The sequence below is a fragment of the Rhizobium sp. PK7-22 genome, from assembly GCF_056530405.1.
The window spans coordinates 2,364,407-2,376,847 of record NZ_CP096514.1 but is presented as its reverse complement, the minus strand read 5'-3'; the positions used below and the strand labels follow the sequence as shown (position 1 = coordinate 2,376,847).

Here is a 12,441-nt window from a genome sequence, read left to right as displayed (position 1 = left end):
GGTTGCAGTAGGAGCGGCAACGTCACCCTGGACTTCTCGCGGCTAGGCAAGCCGACAGAGGACGGCTTCATCGAGGCGTTCAACAGCAACTCAGGTCGGAATGCCTGAACGCCCATTGGTCCTGACCCCTGTGGGTTCCGCCGAAAAGTTCGAGACTTGGCGTAAGTACTACAACGAAGAACGTCCTCACTCGGCGATAGGATATAACGTTCTGATTGACCTGCACAACCAGCCAGCCATCGTGATCAGATACTCTGATTGCAGAAAACTGGAGTAAAATCGAGTCTCAGGTCATGCGTTCGTAGGCCCTCACCCGATCTAACGCCAAAACAAGAGCCTAGAGGCTTAGCACATGGGATAGGCCAGCCTGTATAGCTGTTTGGAGACTAGAAGTGCCGCCGACTCCATGTGTAAACCCTAATTGCGAGGCTGCGGCCCGTTCCTTAGGGGTGCCGTGATGATTGGGGCTATTGAAGTTGGTGTCGCCGATCCGATGAAAAACTTCCCCAGCGGTTCGGAATGCCAAAGAAGAATTCAGTCTCTTACGAACTCCTAGATAGAACCCAGCAATAACGTCCGCATGAAGCTCAAGCCTCTTTACCGTTGCCTGACCATTTAACAATTGGTCGTACAAGCTGCTCCTGAACTGTATTATATGGCCGAATTCATGGGCAATGATAGCTAAGATTGTCATTCCTGTCGGATCATGTCGGCTCATCTCGTCGGCGAACAATTGGCGCCCGAACACGATCGTTCCCCAAGTTCCGGGGATATGCGCTGCAACGTCACTCGAGGCTTTCGCGTTGGGACCATCACTATCGTCATAAAAGCCGAAAGCAGGATTAGCGCCTAACTCAGAAGCTGCCCGTACCAGGGCTTTTCCGAGGAATCGGTCTAGGTTGACGTTACCACTACCGGCACCGGCCTGATTTGCCGCACGGGCCGAATGCAGGCTGGTAGAGAGGCGCCTGACCTCGTCCGCCCTCAATGAGCATCCGCCATTTGGGAAAACCGAACTAGTATCACCTCTTAATGTGGGCCACGCCGAGAGCATGCTCGGGCGTGCTGCACTACAAACTGCACACCCAGCAATCAAAAAAGATCGTTTGGTGAAACCGTAGGTCATGGTGCTCTCTCGATTGAGAGATTGATTTTGTCGCCGCTAAGGTTGATGTAAAATTCTGCCTTCGGCGTGGTAATAAACGAGGTTCTGGAAGTCGGCCTCAGCCTAGATACCTCGGCGTCGGGAAAGCACTCGGTCGCGTCTCGAACGAAAGAAAGAAACTCGGCTTTCGCACTGTCGCCGGATTCCATCGACCACTCACACCAAAAAGCATGCTCGTACACGTAACATTCGTCTACACCCGGAGGGTCTTCATTTGGAACTTCCGAAAATTCCTCAGCCGCCAATCCTTCATAGTACTTGAGTAGATGACACGAGGAATTCTGCGCGGCAGATGTTAAAGGAATAAAAAATAGCAGGATCGAGAGAATGGAGTTTTTCATTAGTTTGCTCCGGCAAATGTAATTCCCCAATAGAAGCCGACAGGACTGTTACACCAACAATTCTGGCCCGCTGGCACAGCCATAGGCAGCCGGCACCACAGCACAGGTGTCTGGCAAATCGCGGTTATCGTACCCTGAGGCACCTGCGGTTGTGGATTGTCTGGGATGGGAGATGTTGTGGGAATCGTAGGTTGCGTGGTTGGCTGCGACGGTCCACTTGGGCATTCACCAAAGTAACATCCATTCCCACCTGTCTCTGCGGCATTTCCGCTTACATTGCCGACGCGATTTGAGGTTTCCGTAGACGATGCCGCATGCCCATCTTGCGCAGCTCCCTCACCAGGGAAGGCATGCGAGGAGTATGCCGATACTAGCGTTACTATTAGTATCGTCGACAATATCTCAATGAACTTCGATAGCATTCCCATCGCCCCGACTTCATGCAGGACTATTCAATTAAAAATTACGTTTCGAGTCAATCCAATTTAAAGATTATAGATTCACACCCCGCCAGTATGAATAAAAATCCTCAACATCACGCAAAAACAGGATTGTTCTTTCCATATACGTTGCTAGCGAAATAAAATATCAGCATATAAAATATATTTCGCTGTGAAAGCGTCATAAAATTCTATACGGAACCCTATCGATGACTACGCAACTATGACCCAAAGTTAGACATCAATCTGATGCGCCGTATACCTCGTAGTTCCATGGGACAAAGCAACCCGTAAAATTTTGGCGCGACCGTTTCATCTTTGATGTTCATGAATATGACTCTCTTTCCTCCTAAATACCCGACATTCCTGCGCCCTTTATCTAAAAACCGCCCCATCAGATGGGAGCGGTCAGGCTTTTATGCTGAAGCTGGTTGCAGGGGTTTGCTTCAATTCTAAAGTCAGCAAGTGTCGGTCTCGGTCGAAACCTGCCCGAGGATGACCAAACCCAGCGAGTGCTATGGTGCCTCGCGCGCCCCCGGAACAGGCCGCATCCCTCGAAGCCCCGAGCCTCCCCCATACACCGCAGGATGAGAGGCACCCCGCAGCACCCGCCCCCGACCACCCCGTCCCACGAAAGCACCCCACCCCATGCGCCTCCCCGCCACCCTCCTCGCGCTCAACCTCCTCGCTTTCCCCGCCCAGGCCCAGCCCTTCGACACCCCCGAGGCGCTGATCGAGGCGCTCTATGCCTATGACACGGCCGAGACCAAGGCGGACGCGCCCTCGCCCTACAGCCCCTTCCTCTCGCGCGGTCTGAACCGCCTGCTGCAGGCCGACCGCGACGCGACGCCCGAGGGCGAGCTCGGGGCCCTGGATTTCGATCCAGTGATCAACGGCCAGGATGGTGCTGCGGAGGATATCGAACTCTCCCCGCCGATCGTCTTCGACGACATCGCCGAACTGGAGGTCTCCTTCACCAACGGCGAGCCGGTGACGCTCTATTACACGCTGGTGCGCGAGCGCGGCAGCTGGCGGGTGGACGACATCGCCCAACAGCAGGGCGAATACCCCTGGAGCCTGCGCGCGCTGCTCGGGCAATAGCCGGGACGCAGGGCCAGCCGCAAGGCGCCGCGGGGCGCGGTCTCGGTTTGATCCGGGAGCTCAGCGCCCCCCGAACGTCGTGCTCCGCCTATCCCTTCGTCATCCTCGGGTTAAACCCGAGGATGACCCGAGGATCCAACCCCAAGCCCTCCCCGCCTCATCAACACTCCCTCAAGCATAACCCGGTGACCCACAGGCCTGTGCGTGGATCCTCGGATCAAGTCCGAGGATGACGAAAGAGAGGGAGGTGCCATGGGTGGCTCACGGGACGCCGGAGCAAGACGGATCCTCGAGGGCCGGGCTTTGCCCGTCCACCCCAGGATGAGGGGGAACCCGTGGCACCGCCCTCTCCGTCGTCATCCGCCGTCCCGCCCTTTCGTCACCCTCCGCCCCATCCTTTCGTCACCCTCTGCCCCATGCTTTCGTCATCCTCGGACTTGATCCGAGGATCCAAACCCAAGCCTTCCTCGCAAAATCATTTTCCCGCGCCGCCGCCAGTCGTCCTAACCCGTTGATGTCGCTGGCCTGTTAGTCATCCTCGGGTCAAGCCCGAGGATGACGAAAGAAAAAGTGGCGCACCCACATCCACCCCCTCCCAACCCATGCCTAAAATCCATCCGTTCCGCTCTCGGATACACCGGCAGGCGTGCCGGCGAGGTGGGGCCGGCGCCGGTGGTGAGGGGACGACGTAAAATCTCACCTCCGGGGTTCGCGGAAAATGGTCTCCCTCCGGCGACACGGGGAGAGGCGTGGGGTTTCGGACCGGACCCTCGTCTCTTGAAGCCCGAAAGCGCGCGCCGGGCGTGCCTGTGCGGCACACAGGGGGGGTCTCGGGATTGGTGTCGCCGGACGAATACGTCCGTCGCGACAGCGAGCGTTCGGCGAAGGTGCCTTAGGTGTTGGCGGTAACTTGGTCCGCCCGGGCTTTTGGCAACCAGACGAGCACCGTTCCCGAAGACCTTTGCAGAGAGACCGAAGTCGCGGGCAGAAACCGCCGAACGGGGTGCTGAGAGGTGCCACATAAACTAAACTTACGAGGCAGCTTTCAGCGCCCCGTCCGAATTTCGAGAATTTTGGCCGTCACCAAGGGAGGAGTCTGTCTTGTGTTTCCGTCAGCAGCGTCGCGTGCCCGCCCCCGCCCTTCGAGGCTCCGCCCTGCAGGCTGCGCACCTCAGTCCTCGGGTTCAACCCAAGGAGAGGGCTTCGATGGCAGCACTCGCTCCGCCCTCATCCTGAGGTGGGAGCGCAGCGACCCTCGAAGGATCAGCGCGACCACGACCCCAACGACACCCCCAACCACAGGAGACCCCCGCATGCCCGACAGGATCGACACCAAACTCGCCAGCCGCACGGCGGAAATGCTCGCCCTGCCCCACCAGGTCTGCCGGCGGCGCTGCTGCCGGCGCAACAACGCCTGCAGCTGGCACCGCAATGCCAATGGCGAGCCCTGCTGCCTGATCAACCTGACCGCCGAACAGCGGGCGATCTTCGACGAAGCCTACCGCGCGGCGCGGTTCGCGCAGAATTTTTTCGGCACGAACCCCGAGTATTTCAAGGGACAGGCCGGAGAGCAAAAGGCGCTGGACGACCTGGGGATCGCGATTGCCCGGAAGTCACCCGGACGGTGGAACCGGGCGGAGTGGGATGCGGCGTGGCGGGAGCGGGAACGACAGGCGAGGACGTCGAGGAAAAAGGGTCGAGGATGAGGCGGGAAGAGGGTCGAGGATGACGGACCGCCCCCGGCCCTACGCTTGGGCTTCGGGCGTTCGTCACTGCCATCGATCCACCGGATCGATGGCTCGGGCGCTCAGGCGCCCGACCGTTCCTCACCCCACAAACGCCCTCTCGATGACGAACTCGGCGGGCTTGTTGTTGGCGCCCTCGGTGAGGCCGGCGGCTTCCAGCAGCGCCTTGGTGTCCTTCAGCATGGCGGTGGAGCCGCAGATCATGGCGCGGTCGGTCGCCGGATCGAGCGGCGGCACGCCGAGGTCGGTGTAGAGCTTGCCGCTCTCCATCAGGTCGGTGATGCGGCCCTGGAAGGGATAGTCCTCGCGGGTGGCGGTCGGATAGTGCTTCAGCTTGGTCCCGACGATCTCGGCCAGGAACTCATGGTCGCGGATCTCCGCCATCAGGTCGAAGCCGTATTTCAGCTCGGCCACCTCGCGGCAGGTGTGGGTGAGGATGACCTCCTCGAACTTCTCGTAGGTCTCCGGATCGCGGATGAGGCTCGCAAACGGCGCGATGCCGGTGCCGGTGGAAAACATGTAGAGGCGCTTGCCCGGCGTCAGCGCGTCGAGCACCAGCGTGCCGGTCGGCTTCTTGCGCATCAGCACCGTGTCGCCCGGCTTGATCTTCTGCAGGTGGGAGGTCAGCGGCCCGTCCGGCACCTTGATGGAGAAGAACTCCAGCTCCTCGTCCCAGGAGGGGCTGGCGATCGAATAGGCGCGGTAGATCGGCTTGTCGCCGACCATCAGGCCGATCATCGCAAATTCCCCGGAGCGGAAGCGGAAGCCCGCCGGCCGTGTCATGCGGAAGCGGAACAGGTGGTCGGTGTAATGCTCCACCGCCAGCACCGTCTCGGCATAGACGTTGTCAGGAATCGCCGGCTTGCTGGCTGCTGCCTCGGGGGCAACGAATTCGTCCGTCTTGGCTGGAGCGTTCATGCGGCTTCCGTCTCGCTTAAGCTTGTGGTCTCGCTCGAGCGAAATATACCATCCGCCGCGGCTTTTGAAGGGACGGGCGTGCATATGCCGCGCCCGACCCGGAAAATATGTGCGAATGGCTCCGCTTTTCGCCCCTTAGGACGACACGGAGCGGCGGCGCCAGGCGTAGGCGGCGCCCTCGCCCGCCACCTCGGCCCGGGGACGAACCTCCGTCCGGGCGGCCGGCTGGTAGTGCTCATCGATCCCCGGCAGGCGGTGTTCGGAAAGCCGCTTCAGCGCCGTGGCATTGGTGACGGCAAAGCTGTCGATGCCGGTGCGCAGCATCAGCGGCACCTGGTCGATCAGCACGTCGCCGACGGCGCGCAGCTCTTGTCTGTAGCCGAGCCGCTCGCGCAGCAGCGTCGCATGGGAGAAGGCGCGGCCGTCGCTGAAGGCCGGGAAGTCCACCGCGACGATCGCCAGGCGGTCAAGATAGGGCTCCAGCCGCCGCACGTCGTCGCCGGGCTTCACCAGCACGCCGAGCCCGGTGTCGTTGCTGGCATCGGCCTTCTCGATCAGCGCGTCGAGCGTCAGGAGCGGCTTCTCGTCGCCGGACGCCTCGCGTTCCTCGGTCTCGATCACCCAGGGATCGCCCTCGACGAAGCCGGTCTCCCGCCAGATCTTTGTCACTGCACCCGCCTCCGTCATGCCGCTTCCACCGCCGTGCCGTAGAGCGCATCCTTGAACGGCTGCGGCCCGACGCGGCGGTAGGCCTCCAGGAAGATCTCATCCTTGGAGAGCCGCAGGCCGAGGTAGGTGTCGACAATCTTCTCCACCGCGTCGGTCACCCGCTCCGGCTCAAAGCCGCGGCCGATGATCTCGCCGATCGAGGTGTGTTCGTCGCCGGAGCCGCCGAGCGTGATCTGGTAAAGCTCGGCGCCCTTCTTCTCGACGCCGAGCAGGCCGATGTGGCCGACGTGGTGGTGGCCGCAGGCATTGATGCAGCCGGAGATCTTGATCTTCAGCTCGCCGATCTCCGCCTGCCGCTCGGGATCGCCGAACCGGGTGGAGATCTCCTGCGCCACGGGGATCGAGCGGGCGTTCGCCAGCGCGCAGTAGTCCAGGCCCGGACAGGCGATGATGTCGGTGATCAGCCCGGCATTCGCCGTCGCCAGCCCCTGGGCGACGAGCGCCCGGTAGACCGGCTCGAGGTCGGCCAGCGCCACATGCGGCAGGATGACGTTCTGCTCGTGGCTGATGCGGATCTCGTCGAAGGCATAGTCCTCGGCGATCTCGGCGATGGCGTCCATCTGGGCGTCCGAGGCGTCGCCCGGAATGCCGCCGATGGGTTTTAGCGACACCGTCACCATGCCGTAGTCGGGGTGCTTGTGGGGCTGGACGTTCTGACCCACCCAGCGGGCGAAATCCTCGTCCTGCTTCTTCCAGCCGGCCAATTGGGCCCAGCCTTCCGGCCGCTCCGGCAGCGGCGGCGGGGCGAAGTAGCGGGTGATCGCCTCGATATCTGCCTCGGGCAGCGTCAGCTCGGTGCCCTTCAGGTGGGAGAACTCCTCCTCGACCTGGCGGGTCAGCTCCTCGACGCCGGTCTCGTGGACGAGGATCTTGATGCGCGCCTTGTACTTGTTGTCGCGCCGGCCGTGGAGGTTGTAGACCCGCATGATCGCGGTCGTATAGGTCAGGAGGTCCTCTTCCGGCAGGAAGTCGCGGATCTTCTTGGCGATCAGCGGTGTGCGCCCCTGCCCGCCGCCGACGTAGACGGCAAAGCCGATCCGGCCGTCGGCATCCTTCTTCAGGTGCAGGCCGATGTCGTGGACCTGGATCGCGGCGCGGTCGCGCTCGGCGCCGGTGACGGCGATCTTGAACTTGCGCGGCAGGAAAGAGAACTCCGGGTGGACCGAGGACCACTGCCGCAGGATCTCGGCGTAGGGCCGCGGATCGGCGACCTCGTCGGCGGCAGCGCCGGCGAAATGGTCGGCGGTGACATTGCGGATGCAGTTGCCGGAGGTCTGCAGCGCATGCATCTCGACGCTGGCGAGCTCCGAGAGGATCGCCGGCGTGTCCGAGAGCTTCGGCCAGTTGTACTGGATGTTCTGGCGCGTCGTGAAATGCCCGTAGCCGCGGTCGTACTTGCGGGCGATGTGTGCCAGCATGCGCATCTGCCGGCCGTTCAGCGTGCCGTAGGGAATGGCGACGCGCAGCATGTAGGCGTGCAGCTGCAGGTAGACGCCGTTCATCAGGCGCAGCGGCTTGAAGGCGTCCTCGGCAAGCTCGCCGGACAGGCGGCGCTCCACCTGGTCGCGGAACTGCTCGACGCGGCTGGAGACAAAGGCGTGGTCGAATTCGTCGTAGCGGTACATGATGTCCTCAGACTGCGATGAAGGCTGCGTCGGCCGGGCTGTAGCCGGCGGCGTATTCCATGGTGGGCCCGGCGGCGCGGATGCGCTCGCGCAGGCGTGTCGGCCAGAGCTTGCCGTCGACCTCGGTCACGTCGATGACATTGACGTCGACCACCAGGTTGCCGGCAAAGTCGCGCTTGCCGATGGCCGCCAGCGCGGCTTCGGCCTCGGCGTGGCGTGCCACCAGCGCGTCCTGCAGGTTTTCCGTCCACTGGCCGTTGGCATCGAGCCAGACGGCAATCCCGTCGCTCAGCCGGTTGGCGGTCAGCACCTTGTCTGTCATCGTTGGTTTTCCACTTCCTGGAGCGTCATAGATGTCCGGGCGGACAAAGGCGCTGACTTTTCGAAATTGGCGCCGGCGACGGCCTCGCCGATGATCACCATCACCGGCCCTGTCAGATCATCGCGCGTCTGAAGGTCAGGCAGTTGCCGCAGCACGCCATGGAACAGGCGCCGGTCGGCACGGCTGGCGTTTTCCACCACGGCGACGGTAGTGTCGGGCGAAAGTCCGGCGTCCATCAGCCGTCCGGCGACGGAGGCGGCCACCGTGCGGCCCATGTAGACGGCGACGGTCGCGCCGGAGATGGCAAGGCTTGCCCAGTCGGGCAGAACGTCGCCGGTCAGGTCGTGGCCGGTGGTGAAGATCAGCGAGGAGGCAACCCCGCGCAGCGTCAGCGGCAGCTCGAAATCGGCGGCAGCGGCGAAGGCGGAGGTAATGCCCGGGACGATCTCATAGGTGATGCCGGCTTCGCGCAGCGCCGCCATCTCCTCGGCAGCGCGGCCGTAGACGAGCGGATCGCCGGACTTCAGGCGCACCACCCGCTTGCCCTCGGAGCCCAGCCGCACCAGCAGCCGGTTGATCTCGTCCTGGGATTTCGAGTGACAGTTCTTGCGCTTGCCGACCGACAGGCGCTCGGCATCGCGGCGGCCCATATCGACGATTGCCTGCGGCACGAGCGCATCGAAGACGATGACGTCGGCCTCCATCAGCACGCGCTGGGCGCGCAGCGTCAGCAGGTCCTCGGCGCCCGGACCGGCACCCACCAGCCAGACGTGGCCTTCGACGCGGCCGGAACCGGCAAGAAGGTCGTCGGCGCAGTGGCGCGCTGCAGCGATATCGCCGGCATCAACGCTGTCGGCCACGGTGCCGGTGAAGAAGCGGCGCCAGAAGACGCGGCGCGAGACGCCCTTGGGGATATGCCGCTCGACGGCATCGCGGTAGTCGACGGCAAGCGAGGCCAGCCGGCCGAGCGAGGGCGACAGCATCTGGTCGACCCGGGCGCGGATCATCTGCCCCAGCACAGGGCCTGCGCCTTCGGTGCCGATGGCCACCGCGACCGGGGCACGGTTGACGAGCGCCGGCGTCAGGAAGTCGCAATAGTCCGGCTGGTCGACAGCATTGGCCGGGATTTTCGCAGCGCGCGCGGCTCTGACAATCGCCTGATCCTGCAGTTCGTCGCCGGTGGCCGCAAAGACCAGCGTCACGCCAGCCAGATGACCGAGGCAAAAGCCCGCCCTGACGGTTTCGACGCCATGGGTTGTGAGATAGGCATGGTAGTCGGCCTCCGGGTTGGCCGCATAGGCGACGATCCGGGCGTCGGTGTTGCGCAGCAGCCGGACCTTGGCATAGGCCTCGTCACCATCGCCAAAGATGGCGACGGTCTTGCCGCTGACGCGGAAGAATGCTGGAAACACGGTCAAAAGGTTGCTGGACATGCGGCCTTCCCAATTCTGAACCGCTACTATCGCCCATCGGGCAAACGGACAGAAGAAACTGTAGTGCGGTTTCGCAAGGAGGTGAACATTTCTGTTCCCGCTGACCCGCGTTCTTGAGTAAAAGCCACCGGAGCCCCCATTATCAGCCGGGCCGCCGACAGCGCCGCACTGCACCTCCCCGCTACAGGATTCTTCCGCCATGACACCCCTGATCCCTGACATTGCCTCTCGCCTGCTCGACGTCATCGAACAGGACATCCTGCCGCTCACGCGAGCGGGCGTTGCGACCGGCAACAAGGTGTTCGGCGCGGCCATCCTGAAAAAGTCCGACCTGTCGCTCGTCGTCGCCGAGACCAACAACGAACTGGAGAACCCGCTCTGGCACGGCGAGGTGCATGCGCTGAAGCGCTTCCACGAGCTTGGCGAAAAGCCGGACACGAAGGAGCTGATCTTCCTCTCCACCCACGAACCCTGCACCATGTGCATGTCGGCGATCACCTGGGCCGGCTTCGACAACTTCTATTATTTCTTCAGCCACGAGGACAGCCGCGACGCCTTTGCCATTCCGCACGACCTGAAGATCCTGAAGGAGGTGTTCGGGCTGGAACCGGGCGGATATCGCCGCCAGAACGCCTTCTGGCGCTCCTTTGCACTCAGCGAACTGGTGGAGACCGAGGAGGAACCGCAGCGGGCGGCGCTGCAGGCGCAGTCGGCCCGGATCCGCACCGCCTACGACCGGCTGTCCGACGCCTACCAGTCCGGCAAGGCCGACAACGCCATCCCGCTCCGCTGAACCCGAGACCAGGACGACATCCCATGGACGCTTCCAAAGACATCTCCCGCCTGATCGAGATCATGGTGGCGCTGCGCGACCCCGAGACCGGCTGCCCCTGGGACATCGTCCAGACCTTCGAGACGATCAAGCCCTATACGATCGAGGAGGCCTATGAGGTGGCCGACGCCATCGAGCGCAAGGATCCCGACGACCTCTGCGACGAGCTGGGCGACCTGCTGCTGCAGGTGGTCTACCACGCGCGCATCGCCGAAGAGGCCGGACAGTTTGCCTTCGGCGACGTCGTCGAGGCCGTCACCCGAAAGATGATCCGCCGCCACCCGCACGTCTTCGCCCGCTCCGACGAAATGACGCCGGATGCGGTCAAGGTTCAGTGGGACGAGATTAAGGCGGAGGAGAAGCGCGAGCGGGCCGAACGTCGGGCACGCCGCGGCGTCACGGAAGACTTCAAGGCGGGCTTCCTCGGCAGCGTGCAGCGCAGCCAGCCGGCGCTGACGGAGGCGCTGAAGCTGCAGCAGAAGGCGGCGCAGGTCGGCTTCGACTGGTCGGAGGCCGAGCCGATCCTCGACAAGATCGAGGAGGAGATCGGCGAGCTGCGCGAGGCCCTGCGCGGCGGACGCCAGGACAAGGTGGCCGACGAACTCGGCGATCTGATCTTCGCGCTGGCCAACATCGGCCGCCATGTGGATGCCGATCCGGAGGATGCACTGCGCGGCACCAACACGAAGTTCCGTCGCCGATTCAGCTACATCGAAACGGAACTTCAGAAGTCAGGTGAAACCCTGCAGGGCGCGACGCTGGAGCGGATGGAAGCGCTGTGGCAGGCGGCGAAGCTCGGGGAACGGTAGCGGCTCAAGCAGCGGCGGAGGCACGGCTGGCCGCACCCGCCTGTTCGGCATATCGCGAGGGCGGCAGTCCGACCAGCCGGGTGAATGCGGTGCTGAAAGCACTGGCGGAACCGTAGCCGATGCTCTCGGCAATCTCCTGCAGCCCGGCCTGCCCGTTCCGCAGCAGGTTCCTGGCCAGCGCCATGCGCCAGGATGTCAGATATTCCATCGGCGCCACGCCCAGCTTCTGCCGAAACCGGTTGAAGAAGGCCGAGCGTGAGAGGGCCGCCACCTGCGCCATCTGTTCGACGGTCCATGGCCGTGCCGGATCCTGGTGCAGGTGACGGATGGCCAGTGCGAGACGCGGATCTGCCAGTGCCCGCAGGATCCCGCTGGGCGCCGCCTCCGCGGCGGTCGAACGCAGCGCCTCCAAAAGCAGGACCTCCAACAGACGGGCAAGGATCATCTCCCGCGCCGGCCGCTGCGTGCGGGCCTCGTCCGTGATCAGCCGGACGATCGTCGACAGCCGGGGCTCGCCACGGATGTGCAGGAGTTGCGGCAGCAGGGAAACGAGCAGGTCGCTGTCGGGCGAACCAAAGACAAAATGGCCGATCAGCAACCGGACGTCGGCGGGACCCTCGGGATTGCCATGCCGCGTCTCTCCCTCACGCATGGTGACCGTCCCCTGCAGATCATCATCGGTCTCGGCCATGCCCGCCATGGTGAAGGCGAAGGCGGCCGGGATCAAAATGAAGTCCCCCTCCTGCAAGGTGATGGTCGGATGCCCCTGTACGGAGAGGCGAGCGCTCCCTTCAAGAACCACGCAATAGAAGGGTTCGCCGCGTTCAAGGCGGTCGACGCGCCAGGCGCCTGCGCCGCTGACCACCTTGGACAAAGGCGCAGCAGGCGCGAGGACGCCGACGATTTCGGCTAGAGGATCCAGCAAACGATACTCCTGATAATGAATACTCTATTTCCGATTATAGATGATATCCTCATTGC

Annotated in this window: 12 protein-coding genes and 1 pseudogene; 5 read left to right on the top strand and 8 right to left on the bottom strand. The window is 63.0% G+C overall.

All coding sequences use genetic code 11. The annotated features are described in order from the left end of the window. Window positions 1–12 precede the first annotated feature (12 nt). Window positions 13–277: pseudogene (locus M1E10_RS16375) on the top strand (integrase core domain-containing protein); the annotation flags it as partial. 60 nt (window positions 278–337) lie between these two features. On the opposite strand, the gene M1E10_RS16370 reads toward M1E10_RS16375, so the two are convergent. Both M1E10_RS16370 and M1E10_RS16365 read right to left on the bottom strand, forming a co-directional pair. After that, window positions 338–1,126: a M48 family metalloprotease gene (locus tag M1E10_RS16370; protein WP_499173880.1), complete on the bottom strand. Its 789-nt coding sequence runs from the start codon at window positions 1,124–1,126 to the stop codon at window positions 338–340. Next, a complete protein-coding gene (locus M1E10_RS16365) occupies window positions 1,123–1,506 on the bottom strand; it encodes a hypothetical protein (RefSeq protein WP_499173879.1) in 384 nt (127 codons plus the stop codon). Before M1E10_RS16365 ends, M1E10_RS16370 begins: the two co-directional genes overlap by 4 nt. Before the next feature lie 1,088 nt (window positions 1,507–2,594). Here M1E10_RS16365 and M1E10_RS16360 point away from each other — a divergent pair. Beyond that, on the top strand, window positions 2,595–3,047 hold the full coding sequence (locus tag M1E10_RS16360) for a YqhG/Tai3 family protein (protein WP_499173878.1): 453 nt from the start codon (window positions 2,595–2,597) through the stop codon (window positions 3,045–3,047). Window positions 3,048–4,360: 1,313 nt separating this feature from the next. Then, entirely contained in the window at window positions 4,361–4,753 is a 393-nt protein-coding gene (locus tag M1E10_RS16355) for a hypothetical protein (protein ID WP_499173877.1), read from the top strand. 120 nt (window positions 4,754–4,873) lie between these two features. On the opposite strand, the gene M1E10_RS16350 is transcribed toward M1E10_RS16355, so the two are convergent. The 5 genes from M1E10_RS16350 to cysG all read right to left on the bottom strand — a co-directional run bounded on the left by M1E10_RS16350 (window position 4,874) and on the right by cysG (window position 9,819). Then, window positions 4,874–5,710, bottom strand: coding sequence for a ferredoxin--NADP reductase (locus tag M1E10_RS16350; protein ID WP_499173876.1), 837 nt, complete (start codon window positions 5,708–5,710; stop codon window positions 4,874–4,876). A 135-nt stretch (window positions 5,711–5,845) separates the two neighbouring features. Next, window positions 5,846–6,379 carry a DUF934 domain-containing protein gene (locus tag M1E10_RS16345; protein ID WP_499173875.1) on the bottom strand — a complete coding sequence of 178 codons (534 nt, stop codon included), beginning with the start codon at window positions 6,377–6,379 and terminating at the stop codon, window positions 5,846–5,848. Between the two features lie 14 nt (window positions 6,380–6,393). Next, window positions 6,394–8,064, bottom strand: coding sequence for a nitrite/sulfite reductase (locus tag M1E10_RS16340; RefSeq protein ID WP_499173874.1), 1,671 nt, complete (start codon window positions 8,062–8,064; stop codon window positions 6,394–6,396). A gap of 7 nt (window positions 8,065–8,071) precedes the next feature. Beyond that, window positions 8,072–8,386, bottom strand: a complete 315-nt coding sequence (locus M1E10_RS16335; RefSeq protein ID WP_499173873.1) for a DUF2849 domain-containing protein — start codon at window positions 8,384–8,386, stop codon at window positions 8,072–8,074. Then, window positions 8,383–9,819: a siroheme synthase family protein gene (cysG, locus tag M1E10_RS16330; protein ID WP_499173872.1), complete on the bottom strand. Its 1,437-nt coding sequence runs from the start codon at window positions 9,817–9,819 to the stop codon at window positions 8,383–8,385. The genes M1E10_RS16335 and cysG overlap by 4 nt, the downstream gene beginning before the upstream one ends. A gap of 211 nt (window positions 9,820–10,030) precedes the next feature. Here cysG and M1E10_RS16325 point away from each other — a divergent pair, with 211 nt between their 5' ends. Beyond that, window positions 10,031–10,612: a tRNA-specific adenosine deaminase gene (locus tag M1E10_RS16325; RefSeq protein WP_499177205.1), complete on the top strand. Its 582-nt coding sequence runs from the start codon at window positions 10,031–10,033 to the stop codon at window positions 10,610–10,612. Between the two features lie 23 nt (window positions 10,613–10,635). Further along, on the top strand, window positions 10,636–11,460 hold the full coding sequence (mazG, locus tag M1E10_RS16320) for a nucleoside triphosphate pyrophosphohydrolase (RefSeq protein ID WP_499173871.1): 825 nt from the start codon (window positions 10,636–10,638) through the stop codon (window positions 11,458–11,460). 4 nt (window positions 11,461–11,464) lie between these two features. Here the strand turns inward: mazG and M1E10_RS16315 are convergent, their stop codons facing one another. After that, entirely contained in the window at window positions 11,465–12,385 is a 921-nt protein-coding gene (locus tag M1E10_RS16315; RefSeq protein ID WP_499173870.1) for a cupin domain-containing protein, read from the bottom strand. Window positions 12,386–12,441 lie beyond the last annotated feature (56 nt).

Bases quoted from the DNA above. Each gene is read 5' to 3' on its own strand.
- M1E10_RS16355 (WP_499173877.1), top strand. From the start codon at position 4,361: ATGCCCGACAGGATCGACACCAAACTCGCCAGCCGCACGGCGGAAATG.
- M1E10_RS16350 (WP_499173876.1), bottom strand. From the start codon at position 5,710: ATGAACGCTCCAGCCAAGACGGACGAATTCGTTGCCCCCGAGGCAGCA.
- M1E10_RS16335 (WP_499173873.1), bottom strand. From the start codon at position 8,386: ATGACAGACAAGGTGCTGACCGCCAACCGGCTGAGCGACGGGATTGCC.
- M1E10_RS16340 (WP_499173874.1), bottom strand. From the start codon at position 8,064: ATGTACCGCTACGACGAATTCGACCACGCCTTTGTCTCCAGCCGCGTC.
- cysG (WP_499173872.1), bottom strand. From the start codon at position 9,819: ATGTCCAGCAACCTTTTGACCGTGTTTCCAGCATTCTTCCGCGTCAGC.
- M1E10_RS16370 (WP_499173880.1), bottom strand. From the start codon at position 1,126: ATGACCTACGGTTTCACCAAACGATCTTTTTTGATTGCTGGGTGTGCA.
- M1E10_RS16360 (WP_499173878.1), top strand. From the start codon at position 2,595: ATGCGCCTCCCCGCCACCCTCCTCGCGCTCAACCTCCTCGCTTTCCCC.
- mazG (WP_499173871.1), top strand. From the start codon at position 10,636: ATGGACGCTTCCAAAGACATCTCCCGCCTGATCGAGATCATGGTGGCG.
- M1E10_RS16365 (WP_499173879.1), bottom strand. From the start codon at position 1,506: ATGAAAAACTCCATTCTCTCGATCCTGCTATTTTTTATTCCTTTAACA.